Origin of the sequence: Novacetimonas pomaceti, from assembly GCF_003207955.1 — a bacterium.
GTDB lineage: Bacteria > Pseudomonadota > Alphaproteobacteria > Acetobacterales > Acetobacteraceae > Novacetimonas > Novacetimonas pomaceti.
This window is the reverse complement of record NZ_NOXG01000002.1, coordinates 128,368-153,446: the sequence shown is the minus strand read 5'-3', so window position 1 is coordinate 153,446 and position 25,079 is coordinate 128,368. Positions and strand designations below refer to the sequence as shown.

The following is a 25,079-nucleotide window of genomic DNA, read 5'->3' as shown; positions in this document are numbered from 1 at the left end:
TCAAGACCGGGTATTCATCTCCCTGCCAAGTTCACGCACTTCCCGCGCGGGAAAGCATGCCTGCGCCTGGCCGGGCACATCGACATGGAACGTGAACAGGCCGCCCGTCAGGGGCTGCTCCGCCAGGATTTCGGGCGTCAGTCCCTTGCGCGCGGTGGTCACGAACACGGTGCGGTAATCCGGGCCGCCAAAGGCGATTTTGGTCACGTTGCGCGCGGGCACCGGTACCGGGGCCAGGCGTTGCGCATCGGGGGCGAACCGCTCGATCCTGCTGCCCCCCCATACGCCAACCCACAGGCACCCCGCGCTGTCGACCACGACGCCATCGGGATATCCCTCCGCAAGGCGGGCAAAGACGCGTCGGTTCTTCAGGGTGCCGTCATCATGCACATCGAACGCATAAATGCTCTGCCGATGCGAATCATTGTGATACAGCGTCCGCCCATCGGGGGAGAGCGCGGGACCGTTGGTAACCACGTATCCCTCGTCATGACGGACGATGCGCAACGCGCCATCCGCCGCGCGCGTTACGGAATACAGCGCACCCGATGGCGTGGTCTCCCCATCATCCATGGTACCGAACCACAGCCGCCCCCGTGGATCGACATAACCGTCATTGATGCGGTTGCCGGGACGGTCGGGTTCGACGACCGCCTGCGCGGTGAACTGCCCGGTGGCGGGATCGAACCCATGCAGGCCGTCCTTCAGCCCGCACATGAACGTGCCGTCTGCAACCGGCACCAGAAAGCCGGGCGGACGCGGGGCCGCCCATGATTTCGTTTCCCCCGTTTCGGGAACATAGCGATGAATGGCCGAGCCAACGATATCCACGAAATAGAGCGCCTGTTCCGCCGCCGCCCAGACGGGGCCTTCACCCAGTTGCGCCTTAAGGTCCCATACGCACCGTGGCGCTGGTGTCGTCGTATCCATGCGGTTTTCCTTTGCGGATATGGCTGATGGGGGGACTCTATCCCAAAAGCGGGACATCCCGCACCCCGACGGGCCGCCCCCGCATGCCGGATGGGGGTCCCGCGCCGCCATGGGCGAGACTTCCGCCCTGCTCTGCTGCTAGGCTGCGGCCTGTCTTTTTCATTTCCAGACCTGATGGATGACGCCCCATGAATCCGACTGCCTGTATCCTGGTTATCGGTAACGAGATCCTGTCCGGCCGGACACAGGACGTAAACGTGCAGTATATTGCCCGCCGTCTGGCGGAAATGGGCATTTCCCTGCGGGAAGTCAGGATCATTCCCGACATCCGCCCGGTGATCGTAAGCGCGGTGACCGAAGCCCGCGCCGCCTATGACCATGTCTTTACCACCGGGGGAATCGGCCCGACGCATGACGACATAACATCATCGTGCGTGGCCGATGCCTTTGGCGTGCCATGGGCGCCACATCCGGAAACGTTCGAGCTTCTGGAGAAGCATTTCGCCCCCGGGGAGTTCAATGCCGCGCGCCAGCGCATGGCGACCCTGCCGGTGGGGGCGACGCCCATCCGCAACCCCGTTTCCATCGCCCCCGGCTTTACCATGGGCAACGTGCATGTCATGGCGGGCGTGCCGCGCATCATGCGCGCGATGTTCGAGGAAATCGCCCCCACCCTGCGTTGTGGCAAGCCGGTGACGTCACGTAGCTGGCACGCATTCGGCCTGTATGAAGGGGGGCTGGCGGAAAAGCTGGAAAAGATCCAGGACCGGCATCCCGATGTCGATATCGGTTCCTATCCTTTCCACGACCATGACGGGCATGGCGGCGTGGCGCTGGTCAGCAAGGGGCTGGATGCGGACGAAGTGGCGCAGGTCGCGCAGGATATCAGGCAGATGATCGAAAAGCTGGGCTTCACCCCCATAGAGGGCGAACCCGCGCACAAGGCCTGAAAGACAGCTTCAGACCATCAGAAGTTTTTGGTGAAGCATTTTTCAAAAAGCTTCGAAGAACACCGCCTTTTTGAAAAAAGGCGGCACCCAAAAACTTCTGATATTTTCCATCCGCAGGTTGCCTTCAGGCAACCTCCAGAAAAAACCGGATTTCAAAGTTCACTGGCAGGCGCTGAAACAATCCGGTTTCCCGGAACAGACACCCCCACCCGCAGGAAAGGACTGTCTGTTCCCTTTTTCCTTCAGGCGAGTTTCTCGCGCCCCATGGCAAGGAATTTTTCCCGCCGCTGCGCCTTGAGCAACGTGGCGTCCTTGGCCAGCAGGCCCGGAAGTTCGGCGGCGATGGCATCACCCACCGCGCGGATCGTCGCCTTGGGATCGCGCTGTGCGCCACCCAGCGGTTCGGGAATGATGCGGTCGATCAGTTCAAGCTGCAGCAGGTCCTGCGCCGTAAGCTTGAGTGCATCCGCCGCCGTGCTGGCCTGCTTGGGATCGCGCCACAGGATCGACGCGCAGGCTTCGGGCGAAATGACGGAATAGATCGCATGTTCCAGCATCATCACGCGGTCGCCGGCACCCAGCGCCACCGCGCCGCCGGATCCCCCTTCGCCGATAACCGTGGCGATGACCGGCACCGGCGCGGACAGGCAGGTATCGATGGAACGCGCGATGGCTTCGGCCTGTCCCCGTGCCTCGGCATCGATGCCGGGCCATGCGCCCGACGTGTCGATGAAAGTCAGGATCGGCAGGCCGAACTGTCCCGCCAGCTTCATCAGGCGCTGCGCCTTACGATAGCCTTCGGGCCGGGCCATGCCGAAATTATGGTGCAGCCGGGTTTCGATTTCCGCCCCGCGCTCCGTCCCGATCACGACCACGGGCTGACCGCCGAAACGCCCCAGCCCGCCGATGATGGCCTTGTCCTCGCCAAACAGACGGTCCCCCGCCAATGGCGTGAATTCGCCGATCAGCCCGGCGATGTAATCGATCGTGTGCGGACGCTGCGCATGACGTGCGACCTGTACTTTCTGCCATGGCGTCAGCTTGGCATAGGCCGCGCGCAGCTGGCGGTCGGCCTTTTCATTCAGGCGCGCGATCTCCTCGGCGATGTTAATGCCGTCGGGACCGGACATCTTGCGAAGTTCGTCGATCTTGTTTTCAAGCTCGGCGACGGGCTTTTCGAAATCTAGAAACTGGCGCATGGCCTGCCGATAGCACAGCCCGTCACACAGCCAAACACATTCCGTCGCGATTTTTCACGGCCATGGCATTTTTTGCCCATCCCCCCCCGCATACCTCAGCCAACGGCGTGCTCCGACAGGGGATGATGCTGCCGCAACGCCTGCTGCAGCCGTTCCGTCAGGACATGGGTGTAAATCTGGGTCGTGGCGATGTCGGCATGTCCCAGCAGCATCTGCAGCGCGCGCAGGTCGGCCCCGTGCGACAGCAGGTGCGTGGCGAAGGAATGACGCAGCACGTGCGGCGACAGGCTCTGCGGGTCCAGCCCGGCCTTCAGCGCCACGTCATGCAGGATGCGGTCGAATCCCTGCCGCGTCATCGCGCGCTGCGGATTGCGGCCGGGAAACAGGAACGGGCTGGACAGGGGACGGTCCATGCGCATCAGGTCGTCCGCCGCGTCGCGCGCCCGCGACGACAGGGGGACCATGCGTTCGCGCCCGCCCTTGCCCCGCACCACCAGCATTCCCCCCGCCCGTTGCAGCGCCGCGCGCGGCAGCGACAGCAGTTCCGAAATGCGCAACCCCGAGGCATAGAGGATTTCCAGCGCGGTCCGCGCGACCAGCATGCGCCGCGTCTCCTGCTGTCCCGCATCGGCGCGCGCCACGCAGGCGGCCAGAAGGGATTCGACATCGCCTTCCGACAGGAAGCGGGGCAGCGCCGCCGTCTGGCGCGGGGCCTCCAGCATGCTGGCGGGATTGTCGGGACGCCTGCCCTCGCGCGCAAGGAACAGGTAATACTGCCGCATGCATGACAGGCGCCGCGCCTGGGTGCGGGCCGACAGCCCCGTGCGCGCCAGATCCGCCAGATAACCGCCCAGCTGTCCGGGCGATGCCTGCGCCAGCGTCGTGCCCTGATGCGCAAGGGCCGCCGCCAGGTCATCGAGGTCGCGGCGATAGGCCTTCAGCGTATTGAGCGCGGCCCCACGTTCGGCCGCAAGCATTTCAAGAAAGGCATCGATCCCGGCCGCGCTCATTGCGCGGCGGCGGGCTTTGCCATCGGCACGACAGGCAGCGCCGCGGGGGTGGCAAGTGCCGTGGGCGGCGCGGCGGGCGGAGTCGCCATCGACAGTTCCTTATGGACATCCTGCTGCATCAGTGCCGGCGGGAAGACGCCCAGCGACAGGAACCCGCCGACCATGCAAAGCAGCAGGACCGCGGATATGGCGACAATGATACGGCCCATGACTTTTCCCTTTCCCGCGTCAGGAACGCGATGGATACGACATGACGGGATGGCCGGGAAAACGCCCATCGCATGGCACCGCCACGCCAATGGGGATCCTTCCCCGCTATCCGTTTTTTTCCGCTCTATGTTAGGTTGGGCATCATGTCACGCCCGATTTCATCCGATACGCCCCCGATGGCGTCCCCGACGCCGCCAAATGGCGACGCCCCGGCCCTGTTCATTCCCCTCGACCTGGACGCGCTGGGGCACGACCGTCGCCCCGACGTTCCCTTTCCGCAGGGGCGCAGCATCGTGCTTGTCGGGCTGATGGGGGCGGGCAAGACGACCATCGGGCGCATGCTCGCGGCGCGGCTGAACCTGGCGTTCGTGGATTCGGACGAGGAAATCGAACGCGCTGCCGGATGTTCCATCGCCGACCTGTTCCAGAAATACGGGGAGGCCGAATTCCGGCGTGGCGAACACATGGTGATGCGCCGCCTGCTGTCCGGGCCGCCGGTGGTGCTGGCGACCGGTGGCGGGGCCTTCATGGACCCGCGCACCCGCGCCTGTGTGCGCGAAAATGCGACGTCGGTCTGGCTGCGCTGTCCCCTGCCGGTACTGCTGCAGCGCGTGCAGGAGCGCACGCACCGTCCGCTGCTGAATGTCACATCGCCCGCGACGGTGCTGTCGGGCCTTATGCAGGTGCGCCATCCCGTGTATGCGGAGGCGGACATCATCGTCGATTGTGGAGATGACAACGTGGAGCACAGCGCCGAAAAGGTCTTCCGCACCATCAGCGCCGCTCGGCCGCCCCTGCTGGTGCCGGTCCGACTGCAGCGCGCGGGATATGACGTGCAGATCGGCGCGGGGCTGATCGGCCGCGCGGGCGCGCGTCTGGCGCCCCTGCTGCCGCAGAAACGCGTGATGATCGTCACCGATGAAAATGTCGCGGCCCTGCACCTGCCCGCCCTGATCGCGGGGCTGGATGCAACGGGCATCCAGCACCAGACCATCACCGTCCCCCCCGGCGAGGGGTCGAAGATCCTCGCCCAGTATGGACGCGTCACGAATGCCCTGCTGGAGGCCGGCGTGGAACGGGGCACCACCGTCGTTGCGCTGGGCGGCGGCGTGGTGGGCGACCTGGCCGGTTTCGCCGCCGCCACGACGCTGCGCGGGCTGCCCTTTGTCCAGATTCCCACCACGCTGCTGTCGCAGGTCGACTCGTCCGTGGGGGGCAAGACGGGCATCAACACGCCTTTTGGCAAGAACCTGCTCGGCGCGTTCCACCAGCCGATTTCGGTCCTGATCGATACCGGGGCGCTGGCGACGCTGCCCGCGCGCGAAATCCGCGCGGGATATGCGGAAATCGTGAAATCCGGGCTGCTGGGCGATGCCGAGCTTTTTGAATGGTGCGACCGCCACGGACAGGCCGTTCTGGCGGGCGACCCCGACCTTCAGGCCGAGGCCATCCGCCGCGCCTGCGCCTTCAAGGCCGCCGTCGTCGCCGATGACGAGCGCGAGGAACGCAAGACCAACGGACGCGCGCTACTGAACCTTGGCCATACGTTCGGCCACGCGCTGGAGGCGGAGCTTGGCTATGACGGACGCCTGCTGCATGGCGAAGGCGTGTCGATCGGCCTGCGGCTGGCGTTCATGCTGTCGGTGCGGCTGGGATACTGCGCGCAGGCGGATCTTGACCGGGTGACGGCGCACCTTGAACGGCTGGGCATGCCCGCGCGCATCAGTGACACGGGACATGAATTTTCCGCCGCGACGCTGGTCCGCCACATGCGGCGCGACAAGAAGATGCGCGACGGACGCCTGTCGTTCGTGCTGGTGCGCGGCATTGGCAAGGCGTTTACCTGCCGTGACGTCCCGGACGAGGCGGTGCTTGCCACCCTGCGCGAGGATGGCTGCCGTCCCTGAGCACGTGCGCCCGGCGGGGCGTGACGTTTATGCAACAGCAGGCAGGATGATGGCCGCAGGTGCCATCATCCATACAACATTTACCTTATTTCAACCTGTCTCCCCCAAAACAAGGCGGCCAAGGGTCGTATCGGGAGATTGGGCAAGAAATATTCCCGCAATATTCCCCTCGGCGTCGCAAAACAAAGCACAAGCTTTATTCGATCAACATTGTACCGCCCTTGTGGAGTTGCCCCCATCTTCCACGAACACAGGCGTACGATCAGGTTTAAGGACGGGAATATGCGTCTGCGTACGGCGTTACTGGCAACGACCCTGATGGCCGCTGCCCCGGCGGCATCCATGGCCACGACAATCACGGGCCCCTATGTCGGAATCGGGGGTGGTTACGACCTCACCCAGGTCCAGCATGGCCACGGTGTGGACAGGGACGGCCCCGCCTCCCATCAGGAAACCGAGTCTGGGACACGCGACCGGCTGCACCATCACAATGGCTGGACCGGCTTTGGCGCGGTTGGCTGGGGTTTCGGTAACGGCCTGCGTGTCGAGGTCGAGGGCGATTACAACTGGTCGCAGATCGACCGTGAAACGATCGGCGGGGGTACGAACACCTTCTCCGGCCGGACCCGTGGCGCCGACCGTTCCTATGGCGGTTTCCTGAATGTCCTGTATGACATCGACCTGAAGCGCCTGTTCAGCATCGACGTCCCCGTCACCCCCTTCGTCGGTGTCGGCGCGGGTTATCTGTGGCAGGATGTCGGCACGTCGACGAACTACAACATCAGTGGCGTGAACGCGAATGTCCGCCATGATGGCGGCAACCAGGGCTTCGCCTATCAGGGCATTGTCGGCGCGGCCTATGACATCCCGGGCGTCCCGGGCCTGCAGATGACCACCGAATACCGCATGATCGGTCAGCCGCAGTCCTTTACGATGGGCGATGCGGGCAGCCGTACCACCATCGGCAGCCCGTGGAACGCGGAACGCCACGGATATGTGCATTTCGACCACCGCTTCAACCATCAGTTCATCGTCGGCGTCCGCTATGCCTTCAATCATGCGCCGCCGCCGCCGCCGCCGGCCCCTGCCGTCGTGCCGCCCGCGCCGACCGCGGCCCGTACCTACCTGGTGTTCTTCGACTGGGATGGCGCAGCCCTTACCGGACGCGCGCGTGAAATCGTGTCGGAGGCCGCACAGGCATCCACCCATGTCCAGACCACCCGTATCGAGGTCAACGGCTACACCGACAACTCGGCCGCCCATCCCGGTCCGCGTGGCGAGAAATACAACATGGGCCTGTCCATGCGCCGTGCCGACAGCGTGAAGGCCGAACTGATCCGTGACGGCGTCCCCGCCAACGCCATCGACATCCACGGCTATGGCGAAGCCCACCCGCTGGTCCCGACCGGACCCGACACGCGTGAGCCCCAGAACCGCCGCGTCGAAATCATCCTGCACTGATCCCGGATCAGGTCACGGTGACGTCACGAAAAGGGAGTGCCCCGGCACTCCCTTTTTTCTTGGCCGGTTTTCATGCCCGGGCCGATTCCTGTGTCAGCCGTGAGGATTGGCGACTGAAATAAGGCAAAAATACCACATAGCGTTCACTATATATTCTTATGCATGGATGTGATGAAATTTATGGGATTTTCGCCTTAAATTTTAATATCCCCTTCATATGAAACAGGAAAACAGAATTATACCTTTCGGTATCTTTAGGGTTTTGTGTTTTTTATGCAACACTCCTCCCGATTGAGCGAAACATCCCTTCTCAACCCTATCGAGACACGCTATCTGACGGTCAGCAAAAGTTAACGGATGGTGCGTCGCATATCCTTGCCGAACAAGAATGCGCTTCATCCCTTTGAGACTCCATGAAGTTCTGACACTTCATTTTTTAAGGACGAGAATATGCGTCTTCGCACGGCGTTACTGGCAACGACCCTGATGGCCGCTGCCCCGGCGGCCTCGATGGCCACGACGATCACCGGTCCGTATGTCGACATCGGGGGTGGTTACAACCTCACCCAGACCCAGCACGGCCATTTCGCCGACACCGATGGCGGCACGGAACCCGGACGTGAAAAGCTTGGCCACCGTCATGGCTGGACCGGCTTCGGCGCGGTTGGCTGGGGTTTCGGTAACGGTCTGCGCGCCGAGGTCGAAGGCGACTACAACTGGTCCGAAATCTACAGCGGCAGCCGTGGCGACCGTGGGCATGACCAGTCCTATGGCGGCTTCGTCAACGTCCTGTATGACATCGACCTGAAGCGTCTGTTCAGCATCGACGTCCCCGTCACCCCGTTCGTCGGTGTCGGCGCGGGCTATCTGTGGCAGGGCGCGCATGACGTGACCGTCGGCGGCAACAACCCGGGCGGCGCACGCAGCCTGAGCGGCACCAAGGGCGGCTTCGCCTACCAGGGCATCGTCGGTGCGGCCTATGACATCCCTGGCGTCCCGGGCCTGCAGATGACCACCGAATACCGCATGATCGGTCAGCCGTCGTCCTTCACGATGGGCAACTTCACGGCGGGTGACGGTCACGCAAGCTTCGACCACCGCTTCAACCACCAGTTCATCGTCGGCGTCCGCTATGCGTTCAACAACGCGCCGCCGCCGCCGCCGCCGGCCCCCGCCGTCGTGCCGCCCGCGCCGACCGCGGCCCGTACCTACCTGGTGTTCTTCGACTGGGATGGCGCAGCCCTTACCGGACGCGCGCGTGAAATCGTGGCGGAAGCCGCGCAGGCATCCACCCATGTCCAGACCACCCGTATCGAGGTCAACGGCTACACCGATAACTCGGCCGCCCATCCCGGTCCGCGTGGCGAGAAATACAACATGGGCCTGTCCATGCGCCGCGCCGAAAGCGTGAAGGCCGAACTGATCCGTGACGGCGTCCCCGCCAACGCCATCGACATCCACGGCTATGGTGAAGCCCACCCGCTGGTCCCGACCGGACCCGACACGCGTGAGCCCCAGAACCGCCGCGTCGAAATCATCCTGCACTGATCCCCGATCAGCTCACGGTGACGTCACGAAAAGGGAGTGCCTCGGCACTCCCTTTTTTCTTGGCAGGGGAAGATGGCGGCACATTAACATCGTCCCGATCCGCAATGCCGCCCCAACCCCGCGATAATGAAGACTCGTATTGTGTCCGAAAGGTTTTCCAACCGTATTTCCCAGCTCTTCCGCTTCGGAATTGTCGGCGTCATGGGACTGGGATGGGATACGGCGAGCGTCTATACCCTGCGTCCCCTGCTGGGCCTGGGCTGCGCCACGATCGCAGCCTATTTTGTCGCCGCGACAGCAAACTGGCTCTGTAATCGGGCATGGACCTTTCGCGACAGCCAGGCCCGACATCATTTCCTCATGCAATGGCTGCGCTTTCTCGCGGGCAATACGGTCGGATTCTGCCTGAACAGGGGATGCGTCTTCCTGCTGTTCCACTTTTTCCCGATCTGCCGAGTCTATCCCTTCATGGCATTGGCCGCAGGCGCGCTCAGTGGCATGACGGCCAATTTCCATATCAGCCGCAGATATGTCTTCCAGTGCGATGCAAAGGATACGGAACCGTCCGGTTCCCCTGAATCCATGCCTGAAAGCCAGCCTTCGCGCACGCCAGATGACGGGGTCATGACGATTGCGAATAAAAATCCCGGCATCTGAGGGACAATGCCGCCATCCATTGTGTTATTATGGCCACGTTATAGGAAAACCGACATTTCCGCTCCATGTGCACCCTGGCCCACCCCCACCCGAATTTCTTAAAATAACCTTTATTATCAGGCGATTATAATATAACGTGCATATATGTTAGAAGTGTAATATCAGCCCTGCCAAACTGATGGGTTTCTAAAACGAAACCGATAGCGGTATAGGGTGTTACGCATGAAGCTGATTACCGACCGCAATGTAGTGCGGCCCGACTATAAAGAACGAGTCTTAAGGAAGGACGAAAATATGCGTCTTCGCACGGCGTTACTGGCAACGACCCTGATGGCCGCTGCCCCGGCGGCCTCGATGGCCACGACGATCACCGGTCCGTATGTCGACATCGGGGGTGGTTACAACCTCACCCAGACCCAGCACGGCCATTTCGCCGACACCGATGGCGGCACGGAACCCGGACGTGAAAAGCTTGGCCACCGTCATGGCTGGACCGGCTTCGGCGCGGTTGGCTGGGGTTTCGGTAACGGTCTGCGCGCCGAGGTCGAAGGCGACTACAACTGGTCCGAAATCTACAGCGGCAGCCGTGGCGACCGTGGGCATGACCAGTCCTATGGCGGCTTCGTCAACGTCCTGTATGACATCGACCTGAAGCGTCTGTTCAGCATCGACGTCCCCGTCACCCCGTTCGTCGGTGTCGGCGCGGGCTATCTGTGGCAGGGCGCGCATGACGTGACCGTCGGCGGCAACAACCCGGGCGGCGCACGCAGCCTGAGCGGCACCAAGGGCGGCTTCGCCTACCAGGGCATCGTCGGTGCGGCCTATGACATCCCTGGCGTCCCGGGCCTGCAGATGACCACCGAATACCGCATGATCGGTCAGCCGTCGTCCTTCACGATGGGCAACTTCACGGCGGGTGACGGTCACGCAAGCTTCGACCACCGCTTCAACCACCAGTTCATCGTCGGCGTCCGCTATGCGTTCAACAACGCGCCGCCGCCGCCGCCGCCGGCCCCCGCCGTCGTGCCGCCCGCGCCGACCGCGGCCCGTACCTACCTGGTGTTCTTCGACTGGGATGGCGCAGCCCTTACCGGACGCGCGCGTGAAATCGTGGCGGAAGCCGCGCAGGCATCCACCCATGTCCAGACCACCCGTATCGAGGTCAACGGCTACACCGATAACTCGGCCGCCCATCCCGGTCCGCGTGGCGAGAAATACAACATGGGCCTGTCCATGCGCCGCGCCGAAAGCGTGAAGGCCGAACTGATCCGTGACGGCGTCCCCGCCAACGCCATCGACATCCACGGCTATGGTGAAGCCCACCCGCTGGTCCCGACCGGACCCGACACGCGTGAGCCCCAGAACCGCCGCGTCGAAATCATCCTGCACTGATCCCCGATCAGCTCACGGTGACGTCACGAAAAGGGAGTGCCTCGGCACTCCCTTTTTTCTTGGCCATTCAGGAAAGCGGGAATTCGCTTCCGGCATCCCAGAATGCCGCTTCCAGCCGGGTTGCGGTGCTGAACTCCGCCTTCAGCATGGGATAGCGGGCATCCGCCCCATATTGCTGCCCGATCCTGTCGAGCCGCCGGATTCCATCTTCCACCAGGGTGGTGAATTCATCACCGCCATACAGCGCGATCCATGACCAGTAGGGATTGCCCTCCCGCCGGGTCGCGGGATCGGCATGCAGGCGTGCGCCGATTTCGCCATACCCGACCATGCACGGCGCCAGCGTCACCAGCAGGTCAAGCAGGTCCCCCGTCTGCGCCCGGTCAAGGATGAAACGGCTATAGGCCATCAGCTGCAGCGATTCCGGGGCCTTGCGCAGCATGTCCTCGTCAATGCCCCATCCCTTGCAGTACCCGACATGCAGGGGAAGTTCCTTATCAAGGATGCCCGAGACAAGGGCCGCCGCCTCGCGCATGTCCGCCACCGTCGTCGATTTATGAACCGACAGGGCGCAGGCGCGGGTGTACTGGATCAGGTACAGATAATCCTGGATCAGGAAACGCTGGAATGTTTCGGGCGGCAATGTTCCGCTCGCCAGTCCCTTTACAAAGGGATGATGGATGAAGCGCGTCCAGTCCTCCATGCAGTCACGGCGCAACCGTCCCGCCAGTCCCGATTCCAGAATGGGCCAGTCGCGTTGTGCATGCCATGCCATGTCCATTTTCCTTGTCTTCATACAGGGCTACATAGTGTTGACGATTCCGCCACACGACATCATGTGACGGACCGGATCATGTGTACCCTTCCTGTGACGTTCCGCCTGCGCTAGGTGAAGGGAACCGAGATCGCCATTTCTTTCACCACAGGATCGTCTGTTTTCCGCCATGCCAACAACAAATGACATTCGCGCCACATTTCTGGACTATTTCGCCGCGAACGGACACCAGATCGTTCCATCCTCGTCACTGGTTCCCAACAACGATCCGACGTTGCTGTTCACCAATGCGGGCATGGTCCAGTTCAAGAATGTCTTTACCGGCCAGGAAACGCGTCCCTATTCCCGCGCGACCACGGCGCAGAAAGTCGTGCGCGCGGGCGGAAAGCATAACGACCTCGATAATGTCGGCTATACTGCGCGGCACCATACATTCTTCGAAATGATGGGGAATTTCTCCTTCGGCGATTATTTCAAGGCCGAAGCCATCGAACTGGCGTGGAAACTGGTGACCGGCACGTTCGGCCTGCCCAAGGACCGGCTGCTGACCACCGTCTATTCCGAGGACGAGGAAGCCGCCGCCCTGTGGCGCAAGATCGCGGGCCTGCCCGACAGCCGGATCATCCGGATTCCCACCACGGACAATTTCTGGCGCATGGGCGATACCGGTCCCTGCGGACCGTGTTCCGAAATCTTCTACGACCACGGCCCGGAGGTCGCGGGCGGCCCCCCCGGCTCCGCCGATGAGGATGGCGACCGGTTTACCGAGATCTGGAACCTCGTGTTCATGCAGTATTTCGAAAACCCGCCGGGCGTGCGCTCCCCCCTGCCCCGTCCGTCGATCGATACCGGGCTGGGACTGGAACGCTTTGCCGCGATCCTGCAGGGCAAGCGCGACAATTATGACATCGACACGTTCCGCGCGCTGATCCTTGCCTCTGCCGAGGTCACGGGACAGGACCCGGACGGCCCGTTCAACGCCAGCCATCGCGTCGTGGCGGACCATCTGCGCTCCACCTCCTTCCTGATCGCCGATGGCGTCCTGCCGTCCAAGGAAGGGCGCGGATATGTCCTGCGCCGCATCATGCGCCGCGCCATGCGCCACCTGCACATGATGGGCACGACGGAACCCACCTTCTACAAGCTGGTTCCCGCGCTGATCCGCCAGATGGGGGGGGCCTATCCCGAACTGGTGCAGGCCCGCGCCCTGATCGAGGAGACGATGCGTGGCGAGGAGGAACGTTTCAAGGCGATGCTGGAGCGCGGCCTCGCCCTGCTGGAGGACGAGACGGCGCACCTGGCCGAAGGCGCGCCCCTGCCCGGCGCGGTGGCGTTCAAGCTGTATGACACGTTCGGTTTCCCGCTGGACCTGACGCAGGACGCGCTGCGCAACAGCAATCACACAGTGGACGTCGCGGGCTTTGACGAAGCGATGAACGTCCAGCGCCAGCGCGCCCGCGCGGCATGGAGCGGATCGGGCGACAGCGCCACCGAAACCATCTGGTTCGAGGCACGCGACAGGTTCGGCGCGTCGGAATTCCTTGGCTACACGACCGAGATCTCCGACGCCGAGGTCCAGGCCGTCATCGTCGATGGCATCAGCGTGGAGTCGGCCGGCCCCGGCACAAAGGTGCAGATCCTGCTGAACCAGACGCCCTTTTATGGCGAAAGCGGCGGACAGGTGGGCGATACCGGAACGATTACCGCGGCCGGCCTCGAAATCGCCGTCACCGATACCCAGAAGAAACTTGGCGACCTGCTGGTGCATACCGGCACCGTCATCAAGGGCACGGTCCATCCCGGCGACGCCGTCACCGCGCGGGTGGATCATGAACGGCGCAGCGCGATCCGCGCGCACCATTCCGCCACTCACCTGCTGCATGAGGCCCTGCGCCGTCGCCTTGGCGCGCATGTCACGCAGAAGGGCAGCCTGAACGCCCCTGACCGCCTGCGCTTTGACGTCAGCCAGCCACGCCCGATCACGCCGGAGGAACTGGCCGATATCGAGGCGGAGGTGAATGCCCGCATCCGTGAAAACAGCGAAGTCACGACCCGCCACATGACGCCCGAGGAAGCCATCGAGCAGGGCGCCATGGCCCTGTTCGGGGAAAAATACGGCGATGAGGTGCGCGTCGTGTCCATGGGCGCGCCGGAGGAGGGACGCCCGGCATGGTCGATCGAACTGTGTGGCGGCACGCATGTGCGCCGCACCGGCGATATCGGCCTGTTCCGCATCACCTCCGAAAACGGGGTGTCCGCGGGCGTGCGCCGGATCGAGGCCGTCACGGGCAAGGCCGCCGAAACAGCCGCCGTCACCACGGAACAGCGTCTGGTGCAGATGGCCGCAATGATGCGCGTCACCCCCGCCGAAGCGCCAGAGCGCCTTGCCGTGCTGCTGGAGGAACGCAAGGTGATGGAACGCCAGCTTTCCGACCTGCAGCGCAAGCTGGCGGCGGGCGGCGATGGCACGCCAAAGGTCGAGCACGTGGCGGGAACAAGCTTCGTCGGGCGCAATGTGGGCGATCTTCCGCCCAAGGAGCTCAAGCCACTGGCGGATTCCCTGCGCAAGGAAATCGGCTCCGGCGTTGTCGCGCTTGTCTCCACCGCCGATGGCAAGGGCAGCATTGTCGTCGCCGTCACCACGGATCAGGCCGAAAAGGTCGACGCCGTGGCGCTGGTGCGGCTGGCGAGTGCCGCCATGGGTGGCAAGGGCGGCGGCGGACGTCGCGACATGGCGCAGGCCGGCGGCCCGGAGGTGGGCAAGGCGCAGGCGGCCCTGGACGCGATCCGCGCGGCCCTGCCCAAAATGCTGGAAAACTGACGGGACACAGCGCCTGTCGAGGAGGAATGCAAAAGGCGGGGCCACATGGCCCCGCCTTTTTTACGTTTTGTCCAGCGGATGAATTATTAAATACTATACATCCAAACGAATTCTCCTTTATTGAAAAAATCCTTCGGATATATGAACATTTTTTAACTACATTAACATAGTATTTCCAGATCACTTCGCAATGGAACGCTTATTTACTTCGGACATTAAAATGTCTAGGAAACAGACAGACACTTCATATCAGGACCCCGTTCATGATTGAGTGTTACCATTCCGGACATAACGTGACAGGAGTGCCGACATGACCGATACGAATGCCCGCGAAACCCTGATTGACCTTCTGCATGGCGTGGAACGTTTCAATACCGAGGTCTTCCCCAAGAACCGTGAGCTGTTCGCCAGCCTCGCGGACCAGCAGTCCCCCGGCACCCTGTTCATCGCCTGCGCCGACAGCCGCGTGAATCCGGGGCTGATCACCCAGACGAAGCCGGGTGAGCTGTTTGTCCTGCGCAACATCGGCAATATCGTCCCCGCCTATGGCGAAATGCTGGGCGGTGTTTCGTCGGCCATCGAATACGCGGTCCTCGCGCTTAAGGTTTCGCACATCATTGTCTGCGGCCATTCGGACTGCGGCGCGATGAAGGCGCTGCTGGATCCCGATCCGTCAAAGCTGGCGAAGATGCCCACCGTGGCCTCATGGCTGCGCAATGCCGAAGCGGCGCGCGCCGTGCTCGAAGTCTCAGACGCGGGTCCGGCCTCGGTCCGCAGCCTGGCGGAACAGAATGTCCTGCTCCAGATCTCGCACCTGCGCACGCATCCCGCCGTCGCGGCGGGGCTGGCGCGCAATACGCTTACGCTTCAGGGCTGGTTCTATGACATTCCCAGCGGGGAGGTCGTGATCCTTGACGAGGCGGCACGGCATTTCATCAGCGTCCATGACGCGATAGAGAAACTGCGCGCCGTCACGGCTCAGGCAGACACGCAGGCGGCACAGCCGGCCTGATCCCGCCTTCCGTCATTTCCATGCTGCCTGATGGCGGCGGACGCGGTAAGGTCGGGCATATTATGTCCGTCCTGCCGCGTCCGTTCCCATCTCTGCTGATTACGGCGCTGCTGGCGGGATGCATGACAGGGCACGCCATTACGGCGGGCGCCACGACGCTGCGCCTATCCACGTGGAACCTCGACTGGCTGACGCAACGCAGGACGGGTGATCCCGCCCTTCCCCCCGACGTGCATCCCCGCGACATTACCGACATTGACCGGCTGGCACGTTATGCCGCGCGCCTGCATCCCGATATCGTGGCGCTGGAGGAAATCGACACGCCCGAACTCGCGGCGCGCCTTTTCCCCGCGCCACGATACCGCATCCTCATGTCCCATGACGGCGTGGTACAGAAAACCGCCCTTGCCGTGCGGGCCGGGCTGAATGTAACCCGCAATCCGGACCTCGACGCGCTGGATGTCTATCCCCCCGATGCCCCGCGCCACCTGCGCGGCGGGCTGGATGTCACGATCGACGACGGGCATGCCACCCTGCGCCTGCTGGTCGTACACCTGAAGGCGGGATGTCGCGACGGCACGGCCGGGGACCGGCGTCCGGCCTGCCGCACGCTGTACCGGCAGGTCGCCATCCTGACCGACTGGATCATGGAACGGCAGGACGAAGGCGAACCTTTCGCCGTGCTGGGCGATTTCAACCACATGCTGGGCACGGGCGATCCCATGCTGAGCATGCTGGATGGCAATGGGCCGTTGACGGTGCCGACCGTGGGAATGGCAAGTCCCTGCTGGGGCGGCGAATATTTCATCGACCACATCATCCTGGGCGACCGGGCGCGGCAATGGCTGCGTCCCGGCAGCCTGCGCGTCATGCCTTATCAGGAACGCGATCCTGCCCTGCGGTCGCGCCTGTCGGACCACTGCCCGGTTTCCATCGGGCTGGACATGCCATAACCCGGTGGCGGACAGCATTTCCGGCTGGCATCGTTCTGGCTGGCATCGTTTCATGGAAAGGACATTGCATGCAGATGCGTCATCTGGGCCGATCCGGCCTGCGGGTTTCGGCCATCGGGCTGGGCTGCAACAATCTGGGCGGACGCATCGACCTTGAAACCTCCCGCGCGGTCGTGCATCAGGCGCTGGATTGCGGGATCACGCTGTTTGATGTCGCCGATGTCTATGGCCGCCGCGATGCTTATGCCGGTGCCTCGGAAGAGGCGCTGGGCGCGATCCTTGGCCCGCGTCGGCGCGATATCGTGCTGGCGACGAAATTTGGCATGCGGATGGACCCCGATGGCCGGTTGCAGGGCGCGTCACGCCAGTATATCCGCCGCGCGGTGGAGGACAGCCTGCGCCGCCTGCGCACGGATTACATCGACCTGTACCAACTCCACGCCCCCGATCCCGATACCCCGATCGAAGAAACGCTGCGCGCGCTGGACGATCTGGTCCGCGCGGGAAAGATCCTTTACGCGGGCTGTTCCAACCTGCCCGCATGGCAGGTCGCCGATGCGCAGCACACGGCGCGCGCGGCAGGCGTCAGCGGCTTCATCAGCTGTCAGGACGAACTCTCCCTTCTGGCGCGGGGCATCCACCGCGACCTGATCCCGGCGATGCGGCATTTCGGGCTGGGGCTGCTTCCCTATTTCCCGCTGGCAAGCGGCATCCTGACGGGAAAATACCGCCGCGACGTCCCGCCCCCCGCCGGCAGCCGGCTGGCGGCATGGACCTACCTGCGCGAACGCTACCTGACAGACGCCAACTGGGCATTGCTGCAGAAGCTGGAGCATTTCGCCAAAGAGCGTGGGCTGGGCCTCACCGAACTCGCCTTCGGCTGGCTGCTGTCGCACGATATCGTCGGCTCCGTCATCGCCGGCGCGACCAGCCCGGGCCAGGTCAGCGGGAATGTCGCGGTGGCACGTCCACTCCCGCCCGGGGACTTCAGGGCGCTGGAAGCCCTGCTCGGGGAAACGCCGCCGGCCTGAAAGAGCGTTTGAAAACAGCTGGAGTTTTTGGGTGCTGCCTTTTTTCAGAAAGGCAGCACCTTTCGAAGCTTTTTGCAAAAAGCTTCACCAAAAAACTTCTATGATTTCAGTATATTATTTGATCTACCATCCCGGTTGCGGAAAACCCGCCAGGGTGAAAGGCCTGCCTTCCCCGTTACGGCCCGGCCTATTCCGGCCAGATGCCGGATGCGTGGGCGGCGGTCCATCCGATCGCCAGAAGAACCATCACGAAGATGATCGCGCCCATCAGCTGCAGCAGTTCCTTGATCGGCATGAGTTCCGGCGCGGTGGCGACCCCGGCCCCCACCGTCGCGCCTGTCGTCATGGCCGCGGCGGCGTCAGCGGCGTCGCCCGCGGCATCGCGCGTTTCCGGGGCCAGTGGCTGGGCACCCGGCACGGGGCCGGGGTCTGGAACATCCGTCGAGGCCGCCTGTCCCTGTGCGATATCGGCGGCAACGGACTGGGGATGAGCGGACAGGGGATGATCCGCATGACTGTCGGCGTCGGGCATCTGCGTCTCTCCTGCGGGCATGAATCATCAAATGACGTGATGCAATATATCCCACCACCGTCAAAGCACCAACCGCATCCCCCGTCCGCAAGGGCATGATTTTTTCATTTCAAAGCAGCCGGGGGCATCGCATACTCCCCGCCACACATCCGGGCGCATCGCCCCGTCAGGCCATTGCCCATGGCCTGCGTCCCCACATAACAGGATCAGGTATCAGGCCCCGATGTCTTTTCGTCCGCTGACCCGCCGCATGGCCCTTGGAACGTTCATCGGGACGGCCGCCCTGCTGTCCCGCGCGATCCGTCCCCACGGTGCCCGCGCCACCACGCCGCTGCGCATCGGGATGATCGGCTCGGGCCATGTGGGCGAAACCCTGGGCCGGCTATGGACGCATGCGGGGCACCAGGTCATGTTTTCCGCCCGCGACATGGAAGGCCCCAAACGCCTGGCGCGGGAGATGTTTCCGCTGGCCCGGGCGGGAACACCGCCCGAGGCCGCGCGCTTTGGCGATGTCATCGTGCTGGCCGTGCCTTATGGCGCCCTGCCGCAACTGGCGCATGCGCTGGGCGGCTATGCCGCGGACAAGGTCATACTCGACGCCACCAATCCCTATTCATGGCGCGACGGGAAGATCGCGCGGGTGGCGATGAAACAGGGGGCGGGCATCACCACGCGCGACCTGTTCCCCGACAGCGCGGTGGTCCGTGGCCTCAATTCCGAGGACATGACCACCATCGCCGCGCAGGCATGGCGCAAGCCACCCCGCCTGGGCATCCCGCTGGCGGGGGATTCACGCGCGGCACTTCAGGTGGCGCAGGGGCTGGTATGGGATGCGGGCCTTGATCCGGTGATCGTCGGCCCCCTTGCCCTCGCGGGGGAATTCCAGCCCGGCGGCGCGGCGTTCGAGGCCGCGACCACGGCGGCCAACCTGCGCAGGATGCTCAATCTGCCGCCCGATACGCAATCGGCTTCCGGCGGAAGCGGAAACGGATAGGCCCCGCATTGCCTGCCGGTCGCACGGGACCGGTCATTTCAGGGCATCCATAAAAAAAGCCCCGTCCGGCAGGTAGCCGGCGGGGTCTGAACCATCTGCCGGGTCGGTGATCACGCGCCACCGGCCCGGAAATCCGGCACTGCTTACAGGTCCGTGCCCGGCGGAAGATAGGCGGCCTGACGCAGGGCCAGCCCGAACTGGATCCAGCCGATTCCCGCCGCGATCAGTTCCACCGCGATGAACGTCCCGATCAGCCACAGTCCCGACCAGGGCAGCGTAATGTACAGGACCACGCCGACCAGAAGGCTGATGACACCCCCCATCAGGATCATCCACCATCCGCTCAGCCCGCGCTGCTGGATCGCCATGATGATGCGCCCGATACCCGAGACGACAAGACAGGCCGACAGGAAGATGGTGATGACCATGGAGCCGGTGGCTGGTTCCTCCATCATCAGCGTGCCGCCAAGGATATAGAGCGCGCCGCCAAGGATCGACATCAGCCGTCCGCCCCATCCCCGCACGACAAAGGCATGCACAAGCTGCACCGTGCCGCCAAGGAACAGCAGGAGGCCCAGCAGGATCGTGCTGGCCATCGTGACCGTGATGGCATCGACCCACGCCACGAACCCCAGCAGAACCAGCACCACGCCCAGACCGGCAAACAGGCCCCAGCGCTGCGTAAATGGCGTGTCCATCGTGAAAATCCCTCAACTTGCTGTACGCATCATGCGGATGCCCCGTCCCTCACGGGGGCAGGAAAGCTGAAACATAACAGGCAACCCCACAGGGCGATACCGGGTTTTGACGGGACGGGGCCGCACGGGAATTGACATTGACAGCCCGTACCCCTATACGCGCCCGACTGCCGGGAACGCGGACGGACCGGCTGGCGCCATGTGATGAAGGGGTGATTGCTCCCCCGGCGCCGGTTAATGCGGGACGCGCCCGTCCTGTTCATGGGGAACAGGACCTACCGGTGCCACACCATGACGCGGTGTTCATGGCCCATGCCAGACATCGCGCCATGCAGACGAAGAAAGAGAGCGCGCAATGAGCAAGCGCCTTGAGAGCAAGTACAAGATCAACCGCCGCCTTGGCGTCAACCTGTGGGGCCGCGCGAAGTCCCCGGTCAACAAGCGCGAATACGGCCCCGGCCAGCATGGCCAGCGCCGCAAGCAGAAGCCGTCGGACTTCTCCATCCAGCTGATGGCGAAGCAGAAGCTCAAGGGCTATTACGGCAACATCGGCGAAAAGCAGTTCCGCAAGTATTATGACGAAGCCGTCCGTCGCAAGGGCGATACGTCCGAAAACCTGATCGACCTGCTGGAACGCCGCCTGGACGCGGTGGTCTATCGCATGAAATTCGCGATCACCCCCTTCGCCGCGCGTCAGTTCATCAGCCACGGCCACGTCATGGTCAACGGCCGCAAGGTCAACATCCCGTCCTATCTGGTGCGTGATGGCGACGTGATCGAAGTGCGCGAAAAGTCCAAGCAGCTGGCGATCGTGCTCGACGCGGCGCAGAGCGGTGAACGCGACGTGCCGGAATACATGGAAGTCGACCATCGCCAGATGAAGGGCACCTTCCTGCGCACGGCAAAGCTGTCGGACGTTCCGTATCCGGTCCAGATGGAACCGAACCTGGTCATCGAATTCTACTCTCGCTGATCCACACCCGGAACCGGGCTGTCATGGCGCCGGGCGTGGGGCATTGCCTCCACGTCCGGCGTACGTGTTTGTGGGGTCCCGTTTCTTCGCGGCCCACGACATGCTGGCCCGCCATGCCCTGCCCCGGTATCCTGTGGCCCGCCGTGCGCGCCCGTGTGGCGCGCGCCCCTGTCGTGCCGTCGCATGGCGCGACGCACGAAGGTATATGCACATGAACGCCGCTGCCCCCGACACCGACACCACGTCCGACGCCACCACGCCTGCCGCGCCCGGCACCATCGCGCACGAAATCGCACGGCGGCGGACATTCGCCATCATCTCCCACCCCGACGCGGGCAAGACCACGCTGACCGAACGCATCCTGCGCGCGGGCGGCGCGATCCAGATGGCGGGCAACGTGCGGGCCAAGGGCGAACGGCGGCGCACGCGTTCGGACTGGATGGGGATCGAGCGCGATCGCGGCATTTCGGTCGTGACCTCGGTCATGACGTTCGAATATGGCGACTGCATCTTCAACCTGCTCGACACGCCGGGCCATGAGGACTTTTCCGAAGACACCTACCGCACGCTGACGGCGGTGGACGCGGCGGTGATGGTGATCGACGCGGCCAAGGGGATCGAGGCGCGCACGCGCAAACTGTTCGAGATCTGCCGCCTGCGCGACATTCCCATCGTCACCTTCATCAACAAGATGGACCGCGAGGCGCAGGACCCGTTCGCGCTGCTTGACGAAATCTCGTCCTCGCTGGCGCTCGATACCTCGCCCGCGACATGGCCGGTGGGACGGGCGGCGAAATTCGTCGGCACCTATGACCTGTACCGCCGCGAGCTGCACACGACCGAAAAGCTGGAGCAGTCGGACCCGCGCATGATCCAGCTGGCTGAAGAGCTGGAACTGGCGCAGGCGGCGCTGCCGGAATTCGACCGCGAAAGCTTCAACGCGGGCCACCTTACCCCCGTGTTCTTCGGCAGCGCGATGAAGGAAATCGGCGTGACCGACCTGCTCGACGCGCTGGCGTCGTTCGGGCCGCCGCCACGCGACCAGGCGACCGAAACCCGCAACGTCCACGCGGACGAGGAAGCGATGACCGCGCTGGTGTTCAAGATCCAGGCGAACATGGACCCCAACCACCGCGACCGCATGGCGTTCGCGCGCATCTGTTCGGGCAAGCTGCAGCGCGGCATGCGCCTCAAGCATGTGCGCATCGGCAAGCAGTTCGCCCTGCACACGCCACAGTTCTTCTTCGCGCGCGACCGGCAGCTGGCCGAGGAAGCCTTTGCCGGCGACGTGGTGGGCATCCCCAACCACGGCACCCTGCGCATTGGCGATACCCTGACGGAAGGCGAGGACCTGCGCTTTACCGGCGTGCCCTACTTCGCGCCTGAAATCCTGCGCCGCGTGCGCCTTGATGACGCGATGAAGGCCAAGAAGCTGCGCCAGGCCCTGACCGAACTGGCCGAGGAAGGGGTGGTGCAGCTGTTCCGCCCGCAGGACGGTTCCCCCCCGATCGTCGGTGTGGTCGGCACGCTGCAGCTGGATGTGCTGCAGTCCCGGCTGAAGGGGGAATACGGCGTGTCGATCGGCTTCGAATCGACGCCCTACAACCTTGCCCGCTGGGTCACCGGCCCGCGCGACCGGCTGGAGACGTTCTGCAGCGTCAACCGCAGCGCCATGGCCGATGATATCGATGGCGATCCGGTCTTCCTCGCCTCCTCCGCGTTCATGATGCGGCGCACGGCGGAAGGCCAGCCCGAGCTTGCCTTCCACGACATCAAGCAGATCGGGCAGGAAATCGGCTGAGGCCGCGCACCACCGTCCCGTTTTCCACCCCACAAGAGTATTGCGTCAGGCCCGCTGTCTGGCGCATCTAGGCGCATCATGTCCGACACAATGCCCCGCCTGAGCCTGCATGACAGCAAAAGCCGCAAGACGGTTGCGTTCACGCCGCTCGACCCTGAAAATGTCCGTGTCTATTACTGCGGGCCGACCGTCTATGACCTTGCGCATATCGGCAACCTGCGCGCGATGGTCACGGCGGACGTGCTGGTGCGCCTGCTGCGCCACCTGTATCCGCGCGTCACCTATGTCCGCAACATCACGGACGTGGATGACAAGATCAACGCCCGCGCGCGCGAAAACAACGAACCGATTTCCGCCCTGACGGCGCGGACCATCCGTGATTTCCACGAAGACCTTGCCGCCGTCGCCATCCTGCCACCCGACATCGAACCCCGCGCCACCCACCATATCGAGCAGATGCAGCGCATGATCCGCGAACTGATCGACAATGGCCACGCGTATGAGGCGGGGGGCCATGTCCTGTTCTCCGTCGCGGACTATCCCGATTACGGTGAACTGTCGGGCCGCAGCGCGGATGAGCTGATGGCCGGCGCACGGGTGGAGGTCGCGGATTACAAGCGCGCGCCGGGCGATTTCGTGCTGTGGAAGCCCTCCGACGCGGACACGCCGGGATGGGACAGCCCATGGGGCCGGGGACGCCCGGGCTGGCATATCGAATGTTCGGCCATGTCGTATCACTACCTTGGCGAAAGCTTCGACATCCATGGCGGCGGGTCGGACCTGCTGTTCCCCCATCATGAGAATGAACGCGCGCAGAGCATGTGCTGCCATCCGCACGGACGTTTCGCCAACCACTGGGTGCATAACGCGATGCTGCTGGTGGATGGGGAGAAGATGTCGAAATCCCTCGGCAACTTCCTGACCGTGCGCGACGTGCTGCGCGATACCCCGGCAGAGGCGCTGCGCCTTCTGCTGCTGCGCGCGCAGTACCGCTCCGTCCTGAACTTCACGCGCGACGGGCTGGATGACGCGCGCCAGACGCTCGACCGGTTCTATCGCGCGCTGGAGACGCTGCCCGATGGCGATGCGGCGGACACGCCCCCGCCCTTGGGCTTCGTGCAGGCTTTGTGCGACGACCTCAATACCCCCCGCGCGCTGGCGGAAATGCATGCGATGGCCGATCGGGCGCTGGCGGGGGACGTGCAGGCGGCACGGGAACTTCATGCCTCCGGACGGCTGATCGGGCTGCTGGGCAGCACGCCCGACGTATGGTTCCGCAGCGATGCGAACGTTGACGAAAAAGAGATACAGGCCCTGATCGATGAACGGCTGGCGGCACGCAGGGCGCGTGATTTCGCCCGCGCCGACGCCATCCGCGAGGAACTGGCGCAACAGGGCATCGTGCTGGAGGATGGGCCATCCGGTACGACATGGAGGAAGGCATGACCGGACGTGATGGCGGGGCGGATATCGGCCCCATCGGCAACAGTCCGGTTGTCATCCTTGTCCGCCCGCAGATGGCCGAAAATATCGGCACCACCGCGCGCGCGATGGCCAATGGCGGCCTGTTTCACATGCGCCTTGTCGCGCCACGCGACGGCTGGCCGCAGGAGCGGGCATGGCGGGCGGCATCGGGGGCGGACCGCATCCTTGAATCCGCGACCGTACATGAAACGGTCGATGACGCGGTGGCCGACCTGCACCATGTCTTTGCCACCTGTCCGCGTCCACGCCATATCGTCAAGCCGGTCATGACCGCGCGGGGCGGGGCGGCCGAACTGCGTGCCATATCGCAACGGGGACTGCGCACAGGGCTGCTGTTCGGACCGGAACGCGCGGGACTGGATAACGAGGACATGGCCCGCGCCGATGCGCTGATCCGCTATCCCCTCAATCCCGCGTTCATGTCGCTCAACCTGGCGCAGGCCGTGATGATCATGGCCTATGAATGGTGGATGACCGAAGACACGACCCCGCCGCGCACCCTGATGACCAACGAAACCCATGTCGCGACCAAGGGGGAGCTGGACAATTTCATGCGCCACCTGATCGGTGACCTTGATGAATGCGGATTCCTGCGTAACGAGCAGAAGCGCCCCGGCATGGTACGCAACCTGCGCCATTTCTTCCTGCGCGGCGAGGTGACGGAACAGGAACTGCGCACCCTCCACGGCGTGGTGACCGAACTGGCGCGCGGGCGCAAGGCACGGCAGCAGTAAGTGGCT

22 protein-coding genes are annotated in these 25,079 nt (G+C 63.9%); 15 read left to right on the top strand and 7 right to left on the bottom strand.

The features are described 5' to 3' along the window. The gene (locus CFR71_RS03050; protein WP_110526863.1) at positions 1-930 is read right to left on the bottom strand and encodes an SMP-30/gluconolactonase/LRE family protein; all 930 of its coding nucleotides are present in this window, start codon (positions 928-930) and stop codon (positions 1-3) included. Between the two features lie 188 nt (positions 931-1,118). On the opposite strand from CFR71_RS03050, the gene CFR71_RS03045 reads away from it, so the two are divergent. Beyond that, positions 1,119-1,880: a competence/damage-inducible protein A gene (locus CFR71_RS03045; protein WP_110526861.1), complete on the top strand. Its 762-nt coding sequence runs from the start codon at positions 1,119-1,121 to the stop codon at positions 1,878-1,880. A gap of 242 nt (positions 1,881-2,122) precedes the next feature. Here the strand turns inward: CFR71_RS03045 and CFR71_RS03040 are convergent, their stop codons facing one another. The 3 genes from CFR71_RS03040 to CFR71_RS03030 form a co-directional block, all read right to left on the bottom strand. Then, positions 2,123-3,079, bottom strand: a complete 957-nt coding sequence (locus tag CFR71_RS03040; RefSeq protein WP_110526859.1) for an acetyl-CoA carboxylase carboxyltransferase subunit alpha — start codon at positions 3,077-3,079, stop codon at positions 2,123-2,125. A 95-nt stretch (positions 3,080-3,174) separates the two neighbouring features. Next, a complete protein-coding gene (locus CFR71_RS03035; RefSeq protein WP_110526857.1) occupies positions 3,175-4,089 on the bottom strand; it encodes a tyrosine recombinase in 915 nt (304 codons plus the stop codon). Further along, positions 4,086-4,298 (bottom strand): hypothetical protein, encoded by a 213-nt coding sequence (locus CFR71_RS03030; RefSeq protein ID WP_110527516.1) that lies wholly within the window; start codon positions 4,296-4,298, stop codon positions 4,086-4,088. Before CFR71_RS03030 ends, CFR71_RS03035 begins: the two co-directional genes overlap by 4 nt. 144 nt (positions 4,299-4,442) lie before the next feature. On the opposite strand from CFR71_RS03030, the gene aroB reads away from it, so the two are divergent. From aroB to CFR71_RS03005, 5 genes are all read left to right on the top strand, one after another. Next, positions 4,443-6,206, top strand: a complete 1,764-nt coding sequence (gene aroB, locus CFR71_RS03025) for a 3-dehydroquinate synthase (protein WP_110526854.1) — start codon at positions 4,443-4,445, stop codon at positions 6,204-6,206. A 282-nt stretch (positions 6,207-6,488) separates the two neighbouring features. Then, positions 6,489-7,667 (top strand): OmpA family protein, encoded by a 1,179-nt coding sequence (locus CFR71_RS03020; RefSeq protein WP_110526852.1) that lies wholly within the window; start codon positions 6,489-6,491, stop codon positions 7,665-7,667. Between the two features lie 450 nt (positions 7,668-8,117). Next, a complete protein-coding gene (locus CFR71_RS03015; RefSeq protein WP_110526847.1) occupies positions 8,118-9,215 on the top strand; it encodes an OmpA family protein in 1,098 nt (365 codons plus the stop codon). A gap of 141 nt (positions 9,216-9,356) precedes the next feature. Further along, positions 9,357-9,872 carry a GtrA family protein gene (locus CFR71_RS03010; protein WP_239020246.1) on the top strand — a complete coding sequence of 172 codons (516 nt, stop codon included), beginning with the start codon at positions 9,357-9,359 and terminating at the stop codon, positions 9,870-9,872. Between the two features lie 294 nt (positions 9,873-10,166). Continuing rightward, positions 10,167-11,264 carry an OmpA family protein gene (locus CFR71_RS03005; RefSeq protein ID WP_110526847.1) on the top strand — a complete coding sequence of 366 codons (1,098 nt, stop codon included), beginning with the start codon at positions 10,167-10,169 and terminating at the stop codon, positions 11,262-11,264. 67 nt (positions 11,265-11,331) lie between these two features. Here CFR71_RS03005 and tenA read toward each other — a convergent pair whose 3' ends face one another. Beyond that, complete coding sequence (gene tenA / locus CFR71_RS03000; protein ID WP_207781318.1) at positions 11,332-12,045, bottom strand: thiaminase II; 714 nt, start codon at positions 12,043-12,045, stop codon at positions 11,332-11,334. Positions 12,046-12,208: 163 nt separating this feature from the next. Here tenA and alaS point away from each other — a divergent pair, with 163 nt between their 5' ends. From alaS to CFR71_RS02980, 4 genes are all read left to right on the top strand, one after another. Continuing rightward, a complete protein-coding gene (gene alaS / locus CFR71_RS02995) occupies positions 12,209-14,860 on the top strand; it encodes an alanine--tRNA ligase (RefSeq protein ID WP_110526845.1) in 2,652 nt (883 codons plus the stop codon). A 310-nt stretch (positions 14,861-15,170) separates the two neighbouring features. Further along, entirely contained in the window at positions 15,171-15,872 is a 702-nt protein-coding gene (locus CFR71_RS02990) for a carbonic anhydrase (RefSeq protein ID WP_110526843.1), read from the top strand. Between the two features lie 122 nt (positions 15,873-15,994). Continuing rightward, a complete protein-coding gene (locus CFR71_RS02985) occupies positions 15,995-16,825 on the top strand; it encodes an endonuclease/exonuclease/phosphatase family protein (protein WP_110527510.1) in 831 nt (276 codons plus the stop codon). Between the two features lie 68 nt (positions 16,826-16,893). Next, complete coding sequence (locus CFR71_RS02980; RefSeq protein WP_110526841.1) at positions 16,894-17,856, top strand: aldo/keto reductase; 963 nt, start codon at positions 16,894-16,896, stop codon at positions 17,854-17,856. A gap of 187 nt (positions 17,857-18,043) precedes the next feature. Here CFR71_RS02980 and CFR71_RS02975 read toward each other — a convergent pair whose 3' ends face one another. Beyond that, the gene (locus CFR71_RS02975; protein WP_110526839.1) at positions 18,044-18,388 is read right to left on the bottom strand and encodes a hypothetical protein; all 345 of its coding nucleotides are present in this window, start codon (positions 18,386-18,388) and stop codon (positions 18,044-18,046) included. A gap of 223 nt (positions 18,389-18,611) precedes the next feature. Here CFR71_RS02975 and CFR71_RS02970 point away from each other — a divergent pair, with 223 nt between their 5' ends. Beyond that, positions 18,612-19,382, top strand: coding sequence for an NADPH-dependent F420 reductase (locus CFR71_RS02970; RefSeq protein WP_110526836.1), 771 nt, complete (start codon positions 18,612-18,614; stop codon positions 19,380-19,382). Between the two features lie 143 nt (positions 19,383-19,525). On the opposite strand, the gene CFR71_RS02965 is transcribed toward CFR71_RS02970, so the two are convergent. After that, positions 19,526-20,080 (bottom strand): HdeD family acid-resistance protein, encoded by a 555-nt coding sequence (locus CFR71_RS02965; protein WP_110526834.1) that lies wholly within the window; start codon positions 20,078-20,080, stop codon positions 19,526-19,528. Positions 20,081-20,435: 355 nt separating this feature from the next. Here CFR71_RS02965 and rpsD point away from each other — a divergent pair, with 355 nt between their 5' ends. The 4 genes from rpsD to CFR71_RS02945 all read left to right on the top strand — a co-directional run bounded on the left by rpsD (position 20,436) and on the right by CFR71_RS02945 (position 25,073). Then, positions 20,436-21,053 (top strand): 30S ribosomal protein S4, encoded by a 618-nt coding sequence (rpsD, locus tag CFR71_RS02960; RefSeq protein ID WP_110526832.1) that lies wholly within the window; start codon positions 20,436-20,438, stop codon positions 21,051-21,053. Between the two features lie 211 nt (positions 21,054-21,264). Next, complete coding sequence (locus CFR71_RS02955) at positions 21,265-22,854, top strand: peptide chain release factor 3 (protein ID WP_408889218.1); 1,590 nt, start codon at positions 21,265-21,267, stop codon at positions 22,852-22,854. A 78-nt stretch (positions 22,855-22,932) separates the two neighbouring features. Beyond that, positions 22,933-24,300 carry a cysteine--tRNA ligase gene (gene cysS, locus CFR71_RS02950; protein ID WP_110526830.1) on the top strand — a complete coding sequence of 456 codons (1,368 nt, stop codon included), beginning with the start codon at positions 22,933-22,935 and terminating at the stop codon, positions 24,298-24,300. Then, entirely contained in the window at positions 24,297-25,073 is a 777-nt protein-coding gene (locus tag CFR71_RS02945; RefSeq protein WP_206057845.1) for an RNA methyltransferase, read from the top strand. The genes cysS and CFR71_RS02945 overlap by 4 nt, the downstream gene beginning before the upstream one ends. The last annotated feature ends 6 nt before the right edge of the window (positions 25,074-25,079 follow it).

Excerpts from the sequence above, each read along its gene's own strand:
- CFR71_RS03050 (WP_110526863.1), bottom strand. The coding sequence starts at position 930 with ATGGATACGACGACACCAGCGCCACGGTGCGTATGGGACCTTAAGGCG.
- CFR71_RS03045 (WP_110526861.1), top strand. The coding sequence starts at position 1,119 with ATGAATCCGACTGCCTGTATCCTGGTTATCGGTAACGAGATCCTGTCC.
- CFR71_RS03040 (WP_110526859.1), bottom strand. The coding sequence starts at position 3,079 with ATGCGCCAGTTTCTAGATTTCGAAAAGCCCGTCGCCGAGCTTGAAAAC.
- CFR71_RS03035 (WP_110526857.1), bottom strand. The coding sequence starts at position 4,089 with ATGAGCGCGGCCGGGATCGATGCCTTTCTTGAAATGCTTGCGGCCGAA.
- CFR71_RS03030 (WP_110527516.1), bottom strand. The coding sequence starts at position 4,298 with ATGGGCCGTATCATTGTCGCCATATCCGCGGTCCTGCTGCTTTGCATG.
- aroB (WP_110526854.1), top strand. The coding sequence starts at position 4,443 with ATGTCACGCCCGATTTCATCCGATACGCCCCCGATGGCGTCCCCGACG.
- CFR71_RS03020 (WP_110526852.1), top strand. The coding sequence starts at position 6,489 with ATGCGTCTGCGTACGGCGTTACTGGCAACGACCCTGATGGCCGCTGCC.
- CFR71_RS03015 (WP_110526847.1), top strand. The coding sequence starts at position 8,118 with ATGCGTCTTCGCACGGCGTTACTGGCAACGACCCTGATGGCCGCTGCC.
- CFR71_RS03005 (WP_110526847.1), top strand. The coding sequence starts at position 10,167 with ATGCGTCTTCGCACGGCGTTACTGGCAACGACCCTGATGGCCGCTGCC.
- tenA (WP_207781318.1), bottom strand. The coding sequence starts at position 12,045 with ATGGACATGGCATGGCATGCACAACGCGACTGGCCCATTCTGGAATCG.
- alaS (WP_110526845.1), top strand. The coding sequence starts at position 12,209 with ATGCCAACAACAAATGACATTCGCGCCACATTTCTGGACTATTTCGCC.
- CFR71_RS02990 (WP_110526843.1), top strand. The coding sequence starts at position 15,171 with ATGACCGATACGAATGCCCGCGAAACCCTGATTGACCTTCTGCATGGC.
- CFR71_RS02985 (WP_110527510.1), top strand. The coding sequence starts at position 15,995 with ATGACAGGGCACGCCATTACGGCGGGCGCCACGACGCTGCGCCTATCC.
- CFR71_RS02980 (WP_110526841.1), top strand. The coding sequence starts at position 16,894 with ATGCAGATGCGTCATCTGGGCCGATCCGGCCTGCGGGTTTCGGCCATC.
- CFR71_RS02975 (WP_110526839.1), bottom strand. The coding sequence starts at position 18,388 with ATGCCCGACGCCGACAGTCATGCGGATCATCCCCTGTCCGCTCATCCC.
- CFR71_RS02970 (WP_110526836.1), top strand. The coding sequence starts at position 18,612 with ATGTCTTTTCGTCCGCTGACCCGCCGCATGGCCCTTGGAACGTTCATC.
- CFR71_RS02965 (WP_110526834.1), bottom strand. The coding sequence starts at position 20,080 with ATGGACACGCCATTTACGCAGCGCTGGGGCCTGTTTGCCGGTCTGGGC.
- rpsD (WP_110526832.1), top strand. The coding sequence starts at position 20,436 with ATGAGCAAGCGCCTTGAGAGCAAGTACAAGATCAACCGCCGCCTTGGC.
- CFR71_RS02955 (WP_408889218.1), top strand. The coding sequence starts at position 21,265 with ATGAACGCCGCTGCCCCCGACACCGACACCACGTCCGACGCCACCACG.
- cysS (WP_110526830.1), top strand. The coding sequence starts at position 22,933 with ATGTCCGACACAATGCCCCGCCTGAGCCTGCATGACAGCAAAAGCCGC.
- CFR71_RS02945 (WP_206057845.1), top strand. The coding sequence starts at position 24,297 with ATGACCGGACGTGATGGCGGGGCGGATATCGGCCCCATCGGCAACAGT.